Source organism: Mycobacterium sp. IDUB_3, from assembly GCF_055419585.1.
Map to the genome: position 1 here is coordinate 3474476 of NZ_JBVAXZ010000001.1, position 18315 is coordinate 3492790.

Consider the following 18315-nt stretch of genomic DNA (forward strand, 5'->3'; position numbering starts at 1 on the left):
GGCCATGCGGTTCACCATCACCCACCCGATGCACAGTCATCCGTACAACCCGGAGCTGGTGAGCGGGGACGGTATCGGCAAGGTGGCCGCGGCGACCGAGGCGGCCGGGATCCACGGTTTCGGCTTCACCGACCACCCGGCGCCCTCACAGCGATGGCTGGCCGCCGGCGGACACGACGCGTTAGACCCGTTTGTTGCTTTGGGTTTCGCGGCGGCCACGACGTCCAGGCTGCGGCTGATCCCCAACATCGTGGTGCTGCCGTACCGAAACCCGTTCGTGGTGGCCAAATCCGGCGCCACCCTGGACCTGCTCTCCGGTGGGCGCTTCACGCTGGCGGTGGGGGTGGGCTACCTCAAGCGTGAGTTCGCGGCACTCGGGGTGAGCTTCGACGAGCGTGCCGAGCTGTTCGAGGAATCCCTTCAGGTGATCCGGGCCATCTGGACGGGCGACGATATCTCCTTTGAGGGCAAGCATTTCAGCGCGCGTGGCATCACCGCCCATCCTCGGCCGGTGAGCGATCCGCATCCGCCGATCTGGATCGGCGGCAATACGTCGTCATCGCGGCAGCGGGTGGCCCTGTACGGCGACGGCTGGTGCCCGTTCCCCGCGCCGCCGCAGCTGGCCCAGACGGCCGGCACCGCCGTCATCGACTCCGTGCAGAAGCTTGCCGACGGCATCGACGATCTGCGGCGAAGGTGCGATGCGGCGCAACGGGATTGGTCGGGAATCGACATCACCTTCACCAACTTCGAGGGCGGTAGCCCCGCGAGCGACGATTTCAACGCCGACGCCTACCTCGAGGGCCTGGACAAGCTGGCGAAGCTGGGCGTGACGTGGGTCAGCATCCACCTGCCCGGTGACAGCATGACGCACGCGCTCGAGACTCTCGACCGGTTCCGCACCCAGGTCGTCGACGCGGCCTAGTCGGATCGAAGACGTCACATGGACTTCTCCCGCGTTGTGCTCTCGCCCGAGGATCAGGACTTCTTTGACCGGACCCGGGCTTTCATTGCGAAACACGTCACCGACGAGGTGCTGCGGCGTGATCGCGAGACCGGCGAAAACTTCAGCGAGCAAGTGCATTTGGCGCTGGGCGAAGAGGGTTACCTGACGTCGGATTACCTGCTGGAGTCCGAAGGCGGATTCAACCCGGTGCGCCGGCGAATCTTCCACCTCGAGATCGGTCGCGCGCATACGCCGTGGTTCCACTGGGGCACCACGGCGGTCGTCGCGCGGTTGGTGAAGCAATTCGGAGCGGCCGAACTCGCCGACGCGATCCTGCCGGGCGTGCTGTCCGGCGAGATCCGGCTTTGCCTGGGCTACACCGAGCCCGAAGGCGGCTCCGACGTGGCGACCTGCAAGACCCGGGCCGTGCGGGACGGATCGGGCTGGATTATCAATGGCTCCAAGATGTTCACCTCGAACGCGCAGAACGCCAGGTACGTCTTCCTGCTGACCAACACCGATCCGCAGGGACGCAAACACAAGAACCTGACCATGTTTCTGGTGCCGCTGGATTCGCCGGGTATCGAGATCCAGGGTATTCGCACGGTGGACGGTGACCGCACCAACATCGTGTATTACAGCGACGTGCGTGTCGATGACCTCTACCGGATCGGTGAGGTCAACGGCGGCTGGACGGTGATGCGTTCCGCCCTTGACGCCGAACACGGCATCACCGACCCGCAAGACCATGGCCTGCAGAACATTTCGATGCTCTCGGAGCACGGCCACCTGATGGCCGAGGCGGCTGATGGAGTCGCGGCGGTCCTGTCGAAGCCCGATGCGGCCGGTCGGCGCCCGATCGACGACGACGCAACGAAACATCGGCTGGGGCGCAGTATGGCTCGCATCGAGGCGGCGATGTCGACTCCCGGAATGTACGGGCGGGTGGCGGTCATTCAGACCATGCGTGACGTCTCCCAGGAATTGATGGACCTGCTGGGGACGGCATCGGCATTGCCCACGGATGCAACGGGTTCCGCCGATAATGGCGCCATCGAGTTCATCTTCCGGCACGGCGTGCCCGCCGGCATCTACGGCGGCACCATGGAGGTGTTCCGCAACATGATCGCCCAGCACGAGCTGGGGCTCGGGCGTCCTAGCTACGGCCGCTGACCGGCAGCTCGGCCGCCATCTCGACGCGGGTGTCGTCGAAGCTCAGGAATCCCCTGATGGGCAGGCTTTCCGGGGGCGGGCCGGGATAGCACCACGCGACGTCGGAGACGACATGGTCGCCCGAGACGAACGTCCAATACGTGGCAAAGCCCTTGTAATTGCAGTAGCTCTCCGTCTCGGAGCGCCGCAACAGGTCGGTACGCACGTGTGCCGGATCGACGTAGAGCCGTGGGGCGAGCGCGGTCTCGAACACGATCACGGTGTCGTCGGTGTCCACCAGTGTGGTGCCGGCGACGCGGACGCGCAGGCGGCGTTGGGTCGGACGGCAATCGACGCGGTGGTAGGGATTGGGCGGGTAGTGCACCAGCCTGCGCCCCTCTTCCAGCCAGGCGTCGACCGCGTCCCAGGGCACCTGGACGAAACCGGGTGCCTCGGGTTCCGGCTCGCTGGGTAGGTCGCCGACCTCGTCGGCCGCGAAGGCGTAGCTCAGCGGCCGGCCGCGCCGGTGCACCATCAGCGCCCGTTCGGTGTCGATCACCACGCGGCCGTCCTTGACGGCCTGCACGCGCCGGGGATGCGGTTCGACGTAGACGACGTCGTCGGGGATTGCGGGCGAGAAGCGCCCCGCGGGATCGCTGCTGAGCGGACCACGCCCGGCCACCAGAGTCATGCGTTCCTCCCGGTTGCTTGCCCTCGCTCTACCCAATCATGTGCGTCGCCGGGATACGTCGGCGCGTTTGATCCGGATGTCTGCCGAGCGCTTTTCCGGTGCGCCGGCATCGGTGGTCACGCGCACCCCGACGGCCCGGCCGGTGTCGGCGTCGACGAACGCCAGCTTGGCGGAACCGTCCTGCAGGTAGGCGTCCCCCCACTGCACCAGCGCCATGAACACCGGCAGGAAGTCCTCCCCGGCCTCGGTCAGCCGGTACTCGTCGCGGGCGCGCTGCCCCGGCTCCCGATAGGGAACGCGCGCGACGATGCCCGCCGCCTCGAGCTGCTTGAGCGCCCGCGACACCGCCGGGGCCGACGTCGCGATGCGTTCCACGAAATCCTCGAACCGCTTTGTGCCGAAGAACAATTCGCGGACCACCTGGAAGGCGGTCTTGGTGCTCAGCACTTCGAGCACCTTCGACATCGAACAGCCGTCGCCGATCGACCACTGCCGGCGGTCCTGCAACCGGTTCTCGAACTCCATCACGATCCCCTTTGGCTAACGCTTGCGTTATCCAGCATATCGTGCTTGTATCTTACTAACGACATCGTTAGTCAGCTAGGGAGTCAGAAAATGTCATCGGATCAGCTGTTTCTCATCACCGGGGCGACCGGCAACACCGGTGCGCCCACCGTCGAGATGCTGCTCGCCGCCGGGCACCGGGTGCGCGCGTTCGTGCACCGCAGCGACCAGCGCTCCGAGGCGCTGGCCGGGCTGGGCGCCGAGATCGTCGAGGGCGACCTGCTCGACTTCCACGCGGTCAGCTCCGCGATGACCGGCGTCAGCGCTGCCTACTTCTGCTACCCGATCGCCCCGGGCGGCCTGCTGCCCGCCACCGCCATCTTCGCCCAGGCCGCCAGCGAGGCCGGCGTACGGGCGGTGGTCAACATGTCCCAGATATCCGCGCGACGCGAGGCGAAAAGCCATGCCGCGCAGCAGCACTGGATCGCCGAGCGGCTGCTGGACCGGTTTGCGTTCGGCACCACGCATCTGCGGCCGACGTTCTTCGCCGAGTGGCTCAAATGGCAATGGGCGCGCAACGGCGAGGGGGGCGTGCTACGGCTGCCGTTCGGCAATGGGCGCCACGCTCCCGTCGCCGGGCGCGACCAGGCCGGCGTCATCGCCGCCATCCTGCAGAACCCGGCCCCGCACGATCGGCAGATCTATCCGCTGGTGGGCGCCGACGAACTCGACCACCACCGCATCGCCGAGCAGATGTCGGATGCCCTCGGCATCGCGGTCCGCTACGAGCCGATCGGCATTCCCACCTTCGCCGCGGCGCTGAGCGCGCAGGGCTGGCCGGACTTCTTCGTCCAGCACATCAGCAGCGTCGCGCAGGACTACCGGGACGGCGTCTTCGCGGGTGAGAACAACCTGGTCGAGGTGATCAGCGGGCACAAACCCATGACCGTCGGCGACTACGTCGACGCCAACCGCGCCGCCTTCGACCACGACGGCAACTTCGCGGTGCGCGAGGCGCGCGTGGCGAGCTGAGGCCACCCCGCCAATCGGGGGGATGCGTGCGCCCGGGCGCGCCGACAGGGTAGGAACTTACCCATGGCGGGACCGGTAGCAGGCGTCAAAGTCGTCGAACTCGGGGTCTGGGTGGCCGGGCCGGCCGCCGGCGGCATCCTGGCGGACTGGGGCGCCGACGTGATCAAGATCGAACCGCCCACCGGTGATCCGGCGCGCATGTTCGGCCGGATGCTGGGCTGCGATCTGGGCCTCAACCCGCCGTTCGAAATGGACAACCGCTCCAAGCGCAGCGTCGTACTGGACCTGGGGACCGACGCGGGCCGGGGCACCGCGTTCGAATTGCTCGCCGACGCGGACGTTTTCCTGACCAATGTGCGCCCCGGCGCACTGCAACGCCTCGGCCTGGACTTCGAGTCGGTGTCGGCCGCCAACCCGCGGCTGGTCTACGGGCTCATCACCGGATACGGCGAAGACGGGCCCGACGCCGACCGCGCCGCCTTCGACGTCGCCGCGTTCTGGTCCCGGGCCGGGGTGGCCCACCTGCTCACCCGGCCCGGCGACACGCCACCGTTTCAGCGCGGCGGCATGGGCGACCACTCCGCCGGGATGACCATGGCCGCTGCCGTGTGCGCGGCCCTGCTCGCGCGGGAACGCACCGGGACGGGCCAGCTGGTGACCACCTCGCTCTACCGGCAGGGCGCCTACACCGTGAGCTTCGACCTCAACACCTATCTGATGAGCGGGCAGCCGATCGCGATCGGCCAGCGCGAAACGATGGGCAACCCGTGCATGAACAACTACGCCGCCGCCGACGAGCGGCGGTTCTGGATCGTCGGCCTGGAGCCCGAGCGGCACTGGCCGGCGCTGTGCCGCGCGGTGGGCCGGCCCGAGTGGCGCGACGACCCCCGGTTCGCCGACGCCCGCGCCCGCGCCGTCAACTCGACCGTGCTGATCGCCGCGCTGGACGAAATCTTCGCGACGCGGCCGCTCGACGAGTGGGCGCAGGTCTTCGCCGGCGAACCGGATTTCTTCTGGTCACCGATCAACACCCTGGAGGACGTCGTCGCCGACGAACAGTTCCACGCCGCGGGCGGCATCGTCGACGTCCCCGACGGCGACGCCGCCGTGCCGATGGTGGCCACACCCGCGGATTTTCATGGGACACCGTGGGCACCGCGTTCTGCGGCACCGGAACTCGGGCAGCACACCGAGGAAGTGCTGGCCGACCTCGAGGCGCGCCGCGGGTCCTGACGCGCCGCCGGACCTTTACAAATTTCGCCAGAAGTGTCACGCTGTCCGATGAGCCGCATCGCCCGACGCGTGACACGGCTCCAGCCTTTGAGAAAGCCCATGACAAGCGCTTGAGACCCGCCTGCCGACCGGCGGCGGGTGGTGGTGAGGAATGGATCGATGGTCGCTCCGACGTTCGACATCAGCAAGAGCAGCGCCGCGAAGGCAACCCGCGCGAACGGCGAGGGTCTGCGTTACCGGCTCGACGTCGTCGCGGCCAACGCCGTCGATGTCGTGCAATCGGCCGGCGGCTGGCTCTACGACCGGGCCATGGCCGGTTGGGAAGTGACCGTGCTGCTCCCGCGGGGCTGCGACAGCCGGCCGCTGCGGATCCTGGGGGTGCGGGCGGCGGACCTCGAGCCGGAGCTCGCCGGGCTGGGGACGGGCTCGAGCAGCCTGGCCGTCAGCGCCGAAGTGTTCACCGCCGACGCCCGGGTGCGCGACGCGGTGCTCGAGTCACTGGACAACCCGCTGATCGAGGTCGCGTTGTGGGGTGAGGGATGGCCCCTGGGCGTGAACCGCGCAACGACCCGGGCACAGCACCTACTCAGCGGCGCGGCGCGCATGTTCAAGGGCTATGCGCTTGCGGCGGTGGGCATTCCGGGTGCGACGGTCGACGCCACCGAGACGCTGCTGTGCGACGTGGTCTCGGGGGCCGACTCAGAGCTGATCCGGCTCGACTAGACCATGAAGAGATACTTCGGCCACACACTGCTCTACTTGCACGAGACGATCTCGCTGGGATCCGGGCGAAGCGACCGCTTCACCGAAATCTTCACCGACACCTATCAACCGATGATGGAGCAACTCGGCGCCCGGCTGTTCGCGATCTGGGAATCCACACCGTACAACGGTCACTGGCCACAGGTGACGGTCATCTGGGAGATCGACGGCTTCGCCGATTACGCCAGGATCGGCGCCGCGCAGGCCCGCGGCGGCAGCCACGAGGCCGCGTGCGGCAAATGGTCGGCCTTCCTCGCCGACATCGGCGCCGCGGGGGAGGGCCGCATCATGTACCCCGGCCCCAGCAACAAGACGATCACCCAGCTTCGCGACGCGAATTTCTCAGCGCCGCTGGTGATTCAAGAGATCATGCGGACCAAGCCGGGGCGCCAGGACGACTATATCCGCGAACTGGAGCGGCTTTACGTTCCGTGGTCGGAACGCACCGGTAAGCGCTGGCTTGGTTCGTTCACCACGACCTTCCGCTACAACGAAGTCATCCACTACTGGGCGCTGGACGGCGGCTGGGACTGCTTCGCCGAACACTATCCGTCCTGGAAAGAGAGCCCACCGGCCGAGATCGTCACCTGGATGAGCGTGGCTCCCGCGCTGCGTGACGGCTGGGAGGACTCCATTCTGCAAGCCCTCCCGCCGTCGCCACTGCAATGACGGAGCTACCAACCACCTTGAACGTGAACAACTTTCACTACGATCCCTTCGACGCGGCGGTGATGGCGAACCCGTTGCCGTACTACCGGATCCTGCGTGACCACCACCCGGTGTACTACATGCCGCAGTGGGACACCTTCGCGCTGTCGCGCTTCGACGACATCTGGACGGTGCTGGAGGTCAACAACGGCACGTTCGTCGCCTCGGAAGGCACGCTGCCACCGGCTTCGGTTCTCGCGCAACACAACAGCGGCCCGGTCGACGATCCGCCGCTGCACCCGCTGCCGTTTCACGCCATGTTCGACGCGGACCTGTACGGCGAGATCCGGCGCACCCACTCCCGCCCGTTTCGGCCACGGTCGGTCACGGACCTGGAGGGCCGGATCCGCACGCTGGCCAACGAACGCCTCGACGCCCTGCTCCCGGGCGGCTCGTTTGACCTGACCCAGGACTACGGCGGCATCGTGGTGGCCGCGATCGTCTGCGAATTGTGTGGTATTCCGACCGATCTCGCGCCCGAGGTCCTCGCCGCGGTCAACGCCGGCAGCCTCGCCCAACCCGGCGAAGGCGTGGACACCGGCCAAGCGCGACCCAACTACTTCGAATATCTGCTGCCCGCGGTCGCGCGCCGCCGCGCCGATCCGTCCGGGGGACCGCTCGACGTGGTCGATGGCCTGCTCGGCTATCACCTGCCCGATGGCAGCGCGCTCGACGACATGGAAGTCGCGACCCAGATGCTGTGCATCTTCATCGGGGGCACCGAGACGGTGCCCAAAATCGTCGCGCACGGACTCTGGGAGCTCACTCGGCGGCCCGACCAACTGGCCGCCGTGCGCGCCGATCTGGACAACAACGTGCTCGTCGCGCGCGACGAGATGATCCGATTCTGCGCGCCGGCACAGTGGTTCGCCCGAACGGTGCGCAAGCCCTTCGAGATTCACGGCCAGACCCTGAATCCGGGCCAGCGTGTCATCACCCTGCTCGCATCGGCCAACCGCGACGACCGGGAATACCCCTGGCCCGACGAATTCATCTGGGACAGGCCCATCCGCCGCTCGCTGGCGTTCGGGCGCGGCCAGCACTTCTGCATCGGATACCACCTGGCGCGGCTGGAAGTGGCTGTGCTGCTGGCCGAATGGCTGCGCCGCGTACCCGACTACCAGATCCAGGACGACGCCGCCACCCGGCTGCCGTCCAGCTTCCAATGGGGCTGGAACAACATTCCGGTGGAGGTCTGACGTGTGGTCGCACCGGATCGTCGCCCCGTACCTGTTCGAGCGCACCACGATCGACGACAAGACGCCCGAGTGCCTGGCCGACGGTCAGGTGCTGCTGCGGTTTTCGGCCGCCGGCGTCTGTGGCAGCGATCTGCCGGCCTTTCGCGGAGCCAGGGGACGGATCCCCGGTGACGACGGCCGAAGCGGCCCCGAGAAAGACGGCTTCCCCATCCACGAGGTCGCCGGCGAGGTGATCGCCAGCCGGCACCCGGCGCACCGCCCCGGCGATCACGTGGTCGGCTGGGCATCCGGATTCGACGGCATGATGGAACGCGTCGTCAGCGACGGTGACGGGCTGGCGGCGTACGATCCGGCGCTGACCCCGGCCCAGGCGGTCGGGCTGCAACCGCTTGCGTGCGTCCTCTACGCGTGCGAGCAGCTCGGCGACCTGGCCGGCAGGCACGTCGCTATCATCGGCCAGGGATCGATCGGCCTGTTGTTCTCCTACGTCGCCAAGGCGGCGGGCGCCCGGCGGGTCACCGGGGTCGACCCGATCGATCGCCACGATCTGGCAAGGGCTTTCGGGGTCGACGACCCGGTGCGCGCCACCAGCGACCGCTGGGCGAGTCAGCTCGCACCAACCGACCGCGCGGACGTCGTCGTCGAGGCCGTTGGCCACCAGGTCGCCACCCTGAATCACGCCATCGACGCCGCGGCCCCCGGCGGCACCGTGTTCTACTTCGGCGTCGCCGACGACGAAATGTATCCGATCAGCATGCGGGTGATGCTGCGCAACAACCTGACCCTGAAATCCGGTGTGACGCTGGACCGCCGGCGGATGCTGGAGCTCGCCGGCAAGTTCGCCGCCGAGCACCCCTGGCTGCTCGGTGCCTACCTCACCCACACGTTCGGCATCGACGGGGTGCAGGACGCCTTCGACCTGGCCTGCCGGCCGGTCCCCGAACGCATCAAGATCGCGATCGCCGAATGAGTCGACCATGACTTCGCCGAGCAACCTGCAGCTGGCGCTGAGCCGCAAGACCCCCATCTTTGGCGGCTGGGTCACCGGACCGACAGCGCTGGGACCCGAGGAATTCGCCCGCGCCGGTTACGATTACGTGGGCTTCGACGCGCAGCACGGCTATCTCGACGACGCCGATATCGCCAGCATCTTGCGCCGCACCGAGCACATTCCCGTCGGCACGGTGGTGCGTTTGCCCAACGCCGACGCGGCGCCGATCGGTCGGGTGCTGGACGCCGGCGCCGACGCCGTCGTCATCGCGATGATCGAGTCGGCGGACCAGGCCGCCGCCGCGGTGGCCGCCACCCGCTACCCACCGCGCGGCCTGCGCAGCTTCGGCCCGCTGCGCGCCAGCCTGGGCCACGACCCCGCCGCACACGAAGCGCGGGTCGGCGTGTTCGCGATGATCGAGACCGCGGCCGCGCTGGCCGGCATCCACGAGATCTGCGCCGTCGACGGGCTTACCGGAATCTACGTCGGCCCGGCCGATCTCGCCATTTCACTGGGCGCCGGCGTCGTCGGCGCCACCCGGCATCCCGACGTACTTGACGCGATCGTGCGCATCCATCGAGCGGCGTCGGACGCGGGCCTGGTCACCGGCATCCACGCCGGGGACGGCAAGACGGGACATGCCATGGCGCAGCTGGGGTTCGGCATGATCACCCTGGCCGCGGAGTCACAGGCGCTGCGACGCGGCGCCGCGGGGCACCTGCGTGAGGCGACGCAATGACGGACGACGCTCGCGACGACGAGGCGGCGATCCGCGAACTGCTCGCCGATTATGCCCTGGCGCTTGACGTCGGCGACGTCGACGACTGCGTGCAGCTGTTCGCCCCCGATGGCGAATTCCTGGTCTACGGCAAGACCTTTGCCGGCCATGACGCAATCGCGGGCATGTTCCGCGCCGCGGCCCGCGGCCTGCACCTGAATGGCAGCGCGCGGATCAAGGTCGTGGGGGAGTGGGCCAGCGCCAGATCGCAAGTGCTGTTCGTTCGTGCGGGCGACCTGCAACTGCGGCCCGGGATCTACGACGACGAGCTGACCCGCACCACCGGGCAGTGGCGCTTCGCGCGGCGCCGTTGCCGCTTTGTCACCAGCGCCGGCTTGGCCAACAGCCCCGAGGCGAGTCCAGCATGAACCAACGCGTAGCACTGGTGACCGGCGCCGCCGGCGGACAGGGCTGGGCCATCGCCAACCGCCTGCGCGACAAGGGCTTTGCGGTGGCCGCGTGCGACCGGCGAATCGACGAACTCCGCGCCGCGGTCGGCGAAGCGGGCGACGACGGTGTGATCGCCATCGAACTCGACGTCACCTCGCCGGAGCAGTGGGACTCCGTGGTCGTGCAGGTCGTCGGGCGCTTCGGGTCGCTGAGTACGCTGGTCAACTGCGCGGGTGCGCTGCATCGGGCGTCGCTGACCGAGGAGACGGCCGAAGGCTTCGAAACCGCCTGGCGGGTCAACTGTCTTGGCCCGTTCCTCGGGATGCGCGCGGCGCTCGAACAACTACAGAAGGCGTCGAGCGCGTCCATCGTCAACATCTGCAGCACCGGCGCGATCCGGCCCTTCCCGCAGCACAGCGCCTACGGGTCGTCCAAGTGGGCGCTGCGCGGACTGACCCAGACCGTCGCCGCCGAACTAGCGCCCTCCGGTATCCGCGTCAACGCTGTCTTCCCCGGACCGATCGCCACATCGATGCTCGACGAGGTGACCCAGACGCGGTTGGCCGAGGCGTCGATGTACGGGCGGATCGGCGAGCCCGGTGAAGTCGCCGACGCCGTGGCCTTTTTGGTCTCCGACGAGGCGTCGTTCATCACCGGCTCCGAACTCATCATCGACGGTGGGCAATGCCTGCAGATCCGATGAGCGACATCTCGGTCGGCATCATCGGTGCCGGGCCCGGTGGCCTCGCGCTGGGAATCATGCTGTCACGGGCCGGCTTTGACAGGTTCACCATCTTCGACCGGGAGGACGGCGTCGGGGGCACCTGGCGAATCAACACCTATCCAGGGCTGGCGTGCGACGTCAAATCGCACCTGTACTCCTATTCGTTCGACCTGAACGCCGACTGGTCGCGGCTGTGGTCGGGGCAGCCCGAGATCCTGGACTACTTCCAGCGCTGCGCCGACAAGTACGGTCTGCGTCCGCATTTGCGGCTGCGCACCGAAATCAAAGCGGCACAATGGGATCCGGACAGCCAGCTGTGGTGCCTAACCACCGCGTCCGGCGAGCGGCACCGCTTCAACGTCGTCGTATCGGCGGTCGGGCTGTTCACCCGGCCGCTGCTTCCCGATCTCACCGAAGAAGAGCCGTTCACCGGGACGGTGATGCACTCGTCACGATGGGACCACTCGATACCTCTGCAAGGCAAGCGGATCGCCGTGCTGGGCACCGGTTCGACGGCCTCCCAGCTGATCCCCGAACTGGCGAAGGTCGCCGGCAAGGTCTATTCGGTGCAACGGTCGCCGACCTGGATCCTGCCGAAGCCGGACCGGCACTACACGCAGCGCGAACGCTGGCTGTTCGCGCACCTCCCGTTCGCCAAGAAGCTCTACCGGGCCCGGCTGTGGCTACGCAGCGAATCCAACATCGCGGTAATCGAACACGGCAGCGATGAAACCGAGCAATTCAAGGCCGTCGCGCTCGGATTGCTCGAGAAGGCGGTCGACGACCAGGAATTGCGTCGCAAGCTCACTCCGGAGCACCCGATGGGCTGCAAGCGGCTGGTGTTCTCCTCCGACTACCTGCCCGCGCTGACCCGGCCCAACGTCGAGGTGGTGACCAGCCCGGCGCGCGCCCTGCGGAGCAGATCCCTGGTGACCGCCGACGGCACCGAACGCGAGGTGGACCTGGTGGTCTGCGCCACTGGTTACGCCGCGGCCGACTATCTCGCGGAACTGGACGTTTCCGGGGAAGGGGGAATGACCCTGCGGGAGGTATGGCAAGACGGGGCGCACGCCTACCTCGGCATGGCCGTGCCGGGATTTCCGAACTTCTTCATGCTGTACGGACCCAACACCAATGTCGGCTCCAACAGCGTCATTTTCATCCTCGAGGCCCAGGCGCGCTACATCGTGCGGGCGCTGAAATACCTGCGGCGCAGGGGCAGGCGCTACGTCGCGGTGCGGCCCGCCGCGCTGGCCGACTTCGTGGCCAAGATCGATCGATGGATGGTTGGTACCGTCTGGACCACCCAGTGCAGCAACTACTTCCGCGCCCCCAACGGGCGCGTGGTCACTCAGTGGCCGCGCAGCGCTCGCGCCTTCTGGAGCATGACGCGCAGGTTCACCCCCGCCGACTTCAGTTTCACCGCGCCCGTCACGCCGGCGTCGCACGACGCGGTCGCCGCGCCGGAGCGGGGCGTGCGGTGACCGGGCTGGACGGCGCCGATCGTTTGCATCCCGCGCTGCGTGAGGTCGCGACGACACGCACCGACTTCTCCGTGGCCGCAATCCAACTCACCCGGGAGCCGTTCAACGAACGCCGCCGGCTGACCGCCGAGCAGACCGATGCGCACGGGGTCCGGATCGTCGAGGCCAGTGTGCCGGCGGAATCCGGCGACGTGGGGGTGCGCATCTATCGCGGTGGGCCCGCGGGCCCGGCGCCGGCGGTGGTGTTCTGCCACGCGGGCGGTTTCGCGCTGGGCAACCTCGACACCGATCACGTGCAGTGCGTGGAGCTTGCGCGCCGCGCCCGCTGCACTGTGGTTTCGGTCGACTACCGGCTTGCCCCCGAACACCCGTACCCGGCGGCCCTCGATGACGCGGGCGCCGTGCTGACGTGGGTGGCCGCGAATGCGGTTGAGCTCGAAGTGGATCCGGCGCGGCTGGCGGTCGCGGGCAGCAGCGCCGGCGCCGCCCTGGCCGCGTGCCTGGCGCAGCGGGCCGCTGACGGGGCAGCGCCGCCGGTGGTGTTCCAGCTGCTGCACCAACCGGTACTCGACGATCGGGCCACCGCGTCGAAGGCGGAATTCCGCACCAGCCCGGCGTTCGACGGCGAGGCCGCCGAGCTGATGTGGCGCCACTACCTGGGCCCGGCCGGCGCGTTCGACTCCGCGGTGCCCGCCCGGCGCGGCGAATTCGCCGGACTGCCACCGGCTTTGATCACCTGCGCCGAGATCGACCCGTTTCGCGACGAGGCGGTCGACTACGCGCTGCTGCTACTGCGCTCCGGGGTCTCGGCCGAGCTGCACGTCTTCGCGCGCAGCTGCCACGGTTTCGACTCGCTGCTGCCGGACTGGGCGGGCTCCCAGCGACTGTTCGCGCTGCAGGGCGATGCCCTGGCCGCCGCGTTGCACAACGACTAACCGTCGAATCTGATCAGCTGCCGCACGGCGGTGCCGTCGGCCAGGTTGTCCATCGCCTCGTTGATGCCGTCCAACGGAATCGTCGACGACACCAGCGATTCCACCGGCAACCGGCCCGACTGCCACAGCTCGACGAAACGGGGAATGTCCCGGCTGGGCACCGCCGAGCCGAGGTAGCTGCCGATCAGCGATCGGCCCTCGGCCACAAAACCCAACGGCGACACGCTGATTCGCGCGGTGGGCGGTGGCAGACCCACCGTGATGGTCCGCCCGCCGGGCGCGGTCAACCCGATCGAGGTCTCCAGCGCGGCCGGATGACCGACGGCCTCGACCGCCACCGCGGCCTTCACCCCGGCGTCGGTGGCCTGCTGCGGCGTGTAGGCATCATGGGCGCCCAGGCGGCGGGCGGCCGCCAGCTTCTCCGGCAGCTGGTCGACGGCGACGACGCGGACGTCATCATAGGTCAGCGCGGTGAGCAGCGCCGCCATCCCGACACCCCCGAGTCCGACGACGGCGACCGTCTGGCCGGGCCGCGGATGCCCCACGTTGAGCACCGCGCCACCACCGGTGAGCACCGCGCAGCCCAGCAGCGCGGCGACATCGGGCGGCACGTCGCCGGGCACCGCGACCGCGCTGGCCCGATTGACGACCGTGTGCGTCGCGAAACCCGAGACGCCGAGGTGGTGAAACACCGGGTGCCCGGCCCGGCTGAGCCGAATGTCGCCGCCGAGCAGGGTGCCCGCACCGTTCGCCGCGCTGCCCGGTTCGCACGGCGTCAGGCCGTCGGTCGCGCACGCCGCGCAATGGCCACACCGCGGCAAGAACACCAGCACCACCCGCTGACCCACGGCCAGGTCGTCGACGCCCTCGCCGACCCGCTCGACGATCCCGGCGGCCTCGTGGCCGAGCAACATCGGCAGCGGACGCACCCGGTTCCCGTCGACCACCGACAGGTCGGAGTGGCAGACGCCGGCCGCCTCGACGCGGACCAGGACTTCGCCGCGCCCGGGGGGCGCCAAATCGAGTTGGGTGATGGCGATCGGCCGCGACTGCGCGTAGGGCCGCGGTAACCCGATGTGCTCCAGTACCGCGCCCCGGATTGAAGGCATGTTGGAATACAACCATGGCGTCGGCTTCCGTAGTTCCGCCCGCACCGGACGGGCTGACCAGCAACGACTTTCCGGTGCTGTGGCCGGTCGGAACCCGGTGGGCCGACAACGACATGTTCGGCCACCTCAACAACGCCGTGTATTACCAGCTGTTCGACACCGCGATCAACGCCTGGATCAACACCGGCACCGGGCTGGACCCGATCACCACGCCCGCCCTGGGCATCGTCGCCGAATCGGGCTGCCGCTACTTCTCCGAACTGCAATTCCCGCAGAACCTCACAGTGGGCCTGGCCGTCACGCGGCTGGGCCGCAGCAGCGTCACCTACCGGCTGGGCGTGTTCCGCGCCGACCCCGCGGAAAACACGGCGCAACCCGTCACCGCGCTGGGGCACTGGGTGCACGTCTACGTCGACCGGGTCACCCGCAAGTCCGTCCCGATTCCCGACGCCGTCCGCGCGCTGCTGGCCACGGCCACCGTGGATCGATAAGTCGACCAATAACGGCGCGGCACCAGGGCTTTCGACACCGGACGGGGCCGCGACGGCGCTGCGAAGACGCGCCGCCGGCCCGGCTATGCTTCGCGCATGCCAGTCATGAGCAAGACCGTCGAGGTGGACGCCGACGCCGCATTGATCATGAAGATCGTCGGCGACTTCGAGGCCTACCCGCTCTGGAACGAGGAGATCAAGGGCCTCTGGGTGCTTGCCCGCTACGACGACGGGCGCCCCAGCCAGCTGCGGCTCGACACCGACTACCAGGGCATGCAGAGCATGTTCATCCAGGCCGTGTACTACCCGGGGGAAAACCAGATCCAGACCGTCCTGCAGCAGGGCGACCTGTTCACCAAGCAGGAGCAGTTGTTCAGCGTGGTGTCGATGGGGTCATCCAGCCTGTTGACGGTGGACCTGGACGTCGAAACCTCGATGCCGGTTCCGGCGCCGATGGTGAAGCAACTCCTCAACAACGTGCTCGACCATCTGGTCGAAAGCCTCAAGCAGCGCGCCGAGCAACTGGCTTCGAGCTAGTCGAAGATGGCGGCGACGGGCCGCTAGAAGATCCCTGTGCGGTCGCGCATCTCGATCAGCCGGGTCGCCGCGTCGGTGAATTGCCACACGGTGTGCTCGATCACCGCGGCGGTGTCGTGGCGGCGCAGCGCGGCGATCAGCTGGCGGTGGTTGTCCACCGCCGCCTCTCCCCACTGCGGGTCGGCGGCGTAAACAAGTACCGGCATGTAGCGCGCCGCGTTGAGCAGGAACCAGGCCAGCTTGATCCGGCCGCTCGCCTGGTTGAAGACGCGATGGAACGCGAACTCGATGCCCGCGATGGTCTCGGCGTCGCCGGACCCCACCGCCGTGGCCAGCGAGTCGTTGATCCGATCCAGCTCGTCGATCTCGGCGTCGGTGATGTGGTCGGTGGCCGCGGCCGCCAGCTCCCGGGCGATCGATGCCTGCAACCAGAAGATGTCCTCGATGTCCTGCCGGGTCAGCGGCAGCACGACGTGGCCGCGGTGCGGTTCGAGCTGAACCATGCCCTCGCCGCGCAGCTTCAGCAGGGCCTCGCGCACCGGGGTGACACTGACCCCGAGCTCGGCCGCGGTCTCGTCCAACCGAATGAAGGTCCCCGGGCGCAGGTTGCCGGACATGATCGCCGCCCGCAGATGACCGGCCACCGCGTCGGACAACTGCGCCCGACGCAGCGGCCGCCGACTCCTCGGCTGCATTGACATCGGTGCGTTCACGGGGGCTGCCAGGGCTTTCGTGGGCTTGGCGGGACGGGGTTCAGGTTTTGACGGGCGTTAACCGGGACTTGTCAGTAGACCGTGAACGCCATAGTGTGACCCACACAACACGAAGTTTTATCAAATATCAACCTGGCGCAAGCGGTGCGCGAGTGAAGGGGAGTGCCGAGTTTGACCGCGCAATTGGCGAACCACCAGACACAGGCAAACGAGCAGCCGTACCTGGCCCGTCGACAGAACTGGGTGAACCAGCTGGAGCGGCATGCGCTGATGCAGCCGAAGGCGACGGCGCTGCGGTTCCTGGGCAGAACCCTGACGTGGGGTGACCTGCACGACCGGGTGACGGCGCTGGCCGACGCGTTGAGCCGCCGGGGTGTCGGCTTCGGCGACCGGGTCATGATCCTGATGCTCAACCGCCCCGAGTTCGTCGAGTCGGTACTGGCCGCCAACATGCTCGGCGCCATCGCGGTCCCGCTGAACTTCCGGCTCACCCCGCCCGAAATCGCGTTCTTGGTTCAGGATTGCGAAGCCCGCGTGATCATCACCGAACCCGTACTGGCGCCGGTGGCCACCGGAGTCCGCGACATCGAGTCGCTGCTGAGCACCATCGTGGTCGCCGGCGGCGCGACCGATGACAGCGTGCTCGGCTACGAGGACCTGATCGACGAGCCCGGCGCTGAGCACCAGCCCGTCGACATCCCGAACGACTCGCCGGCGCTGATCATGTACACCTCGGGCACCACCGGGCGGCCGAAGGGCGCCGTGCTGACCCACACCAATCTGACCGGCCAGACGATGACCGGGCTGTACACCAACGGCGCCGACATCAACAACGACGTCGGGTTCATCGGTGTGCCGTTCTTCCACATCGCCGGCGTCGGCAACATGCTGACCGGGGTGCTACTCGGCATCCCGACGGTGATCTACCCGCTCGGGGCGTTCGAACCCGGCCAGCTGCTCGACGTGCTCGCCGCGGAGAAGGTCACCGGCATCTTTCTGGTGCCCGCCCAGTGGCAGGCGGTCTGCGCCGAACAGCACGCCCGACCGCGTGACCTGAAGTTGCGGGTGATCTCGTGGGGCGCCGCGCCGGCTCCCGACGCGCTGCTGCGGGAGATGTCGGCGAGATTCCCTGGAACCCAGATCCTGGCCGCGTTCGGCCAGACGGAGATGTCTCCGGTCACGTGCATGTTGCTGGGCGAAGACGCCATCCGTAAACGCGGTTCGGTCGGCAAGGTGATCCCCACCGTGGCCGCCCGCGTCGTCGACGAAAACATGAACGATGTGCCGACCGGCGAGGTCGGCGAAATCGTTTACCGCGCACCGACTTTGATGAGCGGCTACTGGAACAACCCGGAGGCCACGGCGGAAGCGTTCGCCGGCGGCTGGTTTCACTCCGGCGACCTCGTCCGGATGGACGAGGACGGCTACGTGTGGGTTGTCGACCGCAAGAAGGACATGATCATTTCCGGCGGTGAGAACATCTACTGCGCCGAGGTGGAGAATGTCCTCGCCAGCCACCCCAGCATCGTCGAGGTCGCCGTGATCGGCCGTGCCCACGAAAAGTGGGGTGAGGTGCCCATCGCGGTCGCCGCTGTCGCGGGCGACAATTTACGGCTCGATGAGCTCGATGAGTTTCTGACCGAGCGGCTGGCGCGGTACAAGCACCCGAAGGCGCTCGAGATCGTCGATGCGTTGCCGCGCAACCCTGCTGGGAAGGTGCTCAAGACTGAACTGCGGGTTCGCTACGGCGTCGGAGAAATCGACTAAATCCATTCTAGGGCAAGAGATTTTAGGAGCAGAAAGGAAAGTGGACGGGAGCTGTAACGTTTGCCAGCTGTTGGCGAAGGGTTAATTGTGCAGATGCGGTTCACACGTGCTTGGCCATCGGGTACATTCCTGTGGTCTCCGTTACTACTTGCCAGTAGGGAGCCGATGG

The 18315-nt window shown here is 68.0% G+C and carries 20 protein-coding genes; 16 read left to right on the forward strand and 4 right to left on the reverse strand.

The features are described 5' to 3' along the window. Positions 1–4 precede the first annotated feature (4 nt). Positions 5–925, forward strand: a complete 921-nt coding sequence (locus tag ACZYVJ_RS16095; protein ID WP_463831934.1) for an LLM class F420-dependent oxidoreductase — start codon at positions 5–7, stop codon at positions 923–925. 18 nt (positions 926–943) lie between these two features. Further along, positions 944–2119: an acyl-CoA dehydrogenase family protein gene (locus tag ACZYVJ_RS16100; RefSeq protein WP_463831935.1), complete on the forward strand. Its 1176-nt coding sequence runs from the start codon at positions 944–946 to the stop codon at positions 2117–2119. Here the strand turns inward: ACZYVJ_RS16100 and ACZYVJ_RS16105 are convergent. Both ACZYVJ_RS16105 and ACZYVJ_RS16110 read right to left on the reverse strand, forming a co-directional pair. Further along, positions 2103–2789 carry a DUF427 domain-containing protein gene (locus ACZYVJ_RS16105; protein WP_463831936.1) on the reverse strand — a complete coding sequence of 229 codons (687 nt, stop codon included), beginning with the start codon at positions 2787–2789 and terminating at the stop codon, positions 2103–2105. The two genes, ACZYVJ_RS16100 and ACZYVJ_RS16105, sit on opposite strands and share 17 nt — an antisense overlap. A gap of 36 nt (positions 2790–2825) precedes the next feature. Further along, positions 2826–3314 carry a winged helix-turn-helix transcriptional regulator gene (locus ACZYVJ_RS16110; RefSeq protein WP_463831937.1) on the reverse strand — a complete coding sequence of 163 codons (489 nt, stop codon included), beginning with the start codon at positions 3312–3314 and terminating at the stop codon, positions 2826–2828. Positions 3315–3404: 90 nt separating this feature from the next. On the opposite strand from ACZYVJ_RS16110, the gene ACZYVJ_RS16115 reads away from it, so the two are divergent. The 11 genes from ACZYVJ_RS16115 (at position 3405) to ACZYVJ_RS16165 (ending at position 13529) form a co-directional block, all read left to right on the forward strand. Beyond that, positions 3405–4325, forward strand: a complete 921-nt coding sequence (locus ACZYVJ_RS16115; protein WP_463831938.1) for an NmrA family NAD(P)-binding protein — start codon at positions 3405–3407, stop codon at positions 4323–4325. Positions 4326–4388: 63 nt separating this feature from the next. After that, positions 4389–5558, forward strand: a complete 1170-nt coding sequence (locus ACZYVJ_RS16120) for a CaiB/BaiF CoA transferase family protein (protein WP_463831939.1) — start codon at positions 4389–4391, stop codon at positions 5556–5558. Between the two features lie 159 nt (positions 5559–5717). Next, positions 5718–6281, forward strand: a complete 564-nt coding sequence (locus tag ACZYVJ_RS16125) for a hypothetical protein (RefSeq protein ID WP_463831940.1) — start codon at positions 5718–5720, stop codon at positions 6279–6281. A gap of 3 nt (positions 6282–6284) precedes the next feature. Then, a complete protein-coding gene (locus ACZYVJ_RS16130; RefSeq protein WP_463831941.1) occupies positions 6285–6989 on the forward strand; it encodes an NIPSNAP family protein in 705 nt (234 codons plus the stop codon). Next, positions 6986–8227, forward strand: a complete 1242-nt coding sequence (locus ACZYVJ_RS16135; RefSeq protein WP_463831942.1) for a cytochrome P450 — start codon at positions 6986–6988, stop codon at positions 8225–8227. The genes ACZYVJ_RS16130 and ACZYVJ_RS16135 overlap by 4 nt, the downstream gene beginning before the upstream one ends. Position 8228: 1 nt before the next feature. Then, positions 8229–9197, forward strand: coding sequence for a zinc-binding dehydrogenase (locus ACZYVJ_RS16140; RefSeq protein WP_463831943.1), 969 nt, complete (start codon positions 8229–8231; stop codon positions 9195–9197). Between the two features lie 7 nt (positions 9198–9204). After that, complete coding sequence (locus tag ACZYVJ_RS16145) at positions 9205–9957, forward strand: HpcH/HpaI aldolase family protein (protein WP_463831944.1); 753 nt, start codon at positions 9205–9207, stop codon at positions 9955–9957. Next, positions 9954–10364 (forward strand): nuclear transport factor 2 family protein, encoded by a 411-nt coding sequence (locus tag ACZYVJ_RS16150; protein ID WP_463831945.1) that lies wholly within the window; start codon positions 9954–9956, stop codon positions 10362–10364. The genes ACZYVJ_RS16145 and ACZYVJ_RS16150 overlap by 4 nt, the downstream gene beginning before the upstream one ends. Further along, entirely contained in the window at positions 10361–11089 is a 729-nt protein-coding gene (locus tag ACZYVJ_RS16155) for an SDR family NAD(P)-dependent oxidoreductase (RefSeq protein ID WP_463831946.1), read from the forward strand. Before ACZYVJ_RS16150 ends, ACZYVJ_RS16155 begins: the two co-directional genes overlap by 4 nt. Continuing rightward, the gene (locus ACZYVJ_RS16160) at positions 11071–12594 is read left to right on the forward strand and encodes a flavin-containing monooxygenase (protein ID WP_463831947.1); all 1524 of its coding nucleotides are present in this window, start codon (positions 11071–11073) and stop codon (positions 12592–12594) included. The genes ACZYVJ_RS16155 and ACZYVJ_RS16160 overlap by 19 nt, the downstream gene beginning before the upstream one ends. Then, positions 12591–13529, forward strand: a complete 939-nt coding sequence (locus ACZYVJ_RS16165; protein ID WP_463831948.1) for an alpha/beta hydrolase — start codon at positions 12591–12593, stop codon at positions 13527–13529. The genes ACZYVJ_RS16160 and ACZYVJ_RS16165 overlap by 4 nt, the downstream gene beginning before the upstream one ends. Here ACZYVJ_RS16165 and ACZYVJ_RS16170 read toward each other — a convergent pair. Further along, the gene (locus ACZYVJ_RS16170) at positions 13526–14638 is read right to left on the reverse strand and encodes an alcohol dehydrogenase catalytic domain-containing protein (RefSeq protein ID WP_463831949.1); all 1113 of its coding nucleotides are present in this window, start codon (positions 14636–14638) and stop codon (positions 13526–13528) included. The genes ACZYVJ_RS16165 and ACZYVJ_RS16170 overlap by 4 nt on opposite strands. Positions 14639–14652: 14 nt before the next feature. Between ACZYVJ_RS16170 and ACZYVJ_RS16175 the strand changes: the two genes are divergently transcribed. Both ACZYVJ_RS16175 and ACZYVJ_RS16180 read left to right on the forward strand, forming a co-directional pair. Beyond that, positions 14653–15129, forward strand: a complete 477-nt coding sequence (locus ACZYVJ_RS16175) for an acyl-CoA thioesterase (RefSeq protein WP_463831950.1) — start codon at positions 14653–14655, stop codon at positions 15127–15129. Between the two features lie 96 nt (positions 15130–15225). Continuing rightward, complete coding sequence (locus ACZYVJ_RS16180) at positions 15226–15666, forward strand: SRPBCC family protein (RefSeq protein ID WP_463831951.1); 441 nt, start codon at positions 15226–15228, stop codon at positions 15664–15666. Between the two features lie 23 nt (positions 15667–15689). On the opposite strand, the gene ACZYVJ_RS16185 is transcribed toward ACZYVJ_RS16180, so the two are convergent. After that, positions 15690–16367 carry a GntR family transcriptional regulator gene (locus ACZYVJ_RS16185; RefSeq protein ID WP_463831952.1) on the reverse strand — a complete coding sequence of 226 codons (678 nt, stop codon included), beginning with the start codon at positions 16365–16367 and terminating at the stop codon, positions 15690–15692. Positions 16368–16550: 183 nt separating this feature from the next. Between ACZYVJ_RS16185 and fadD5 the strand changes: the two genes are divergently transcribed. After that, positions 16551–18146, forward strand: a complete 1596-nt coding sequence (gene fadD5, locus ACZYVJ_RS16190; RefSeq protein WP_463831953.1) for a fatty-acid--CoA ligase FadD5 — start codon at positions 16551–16553, stop codon at positions 18144–18146. The last annotated feature ends 169 nt before the right edge of the window (positions 18147–18315 follow it).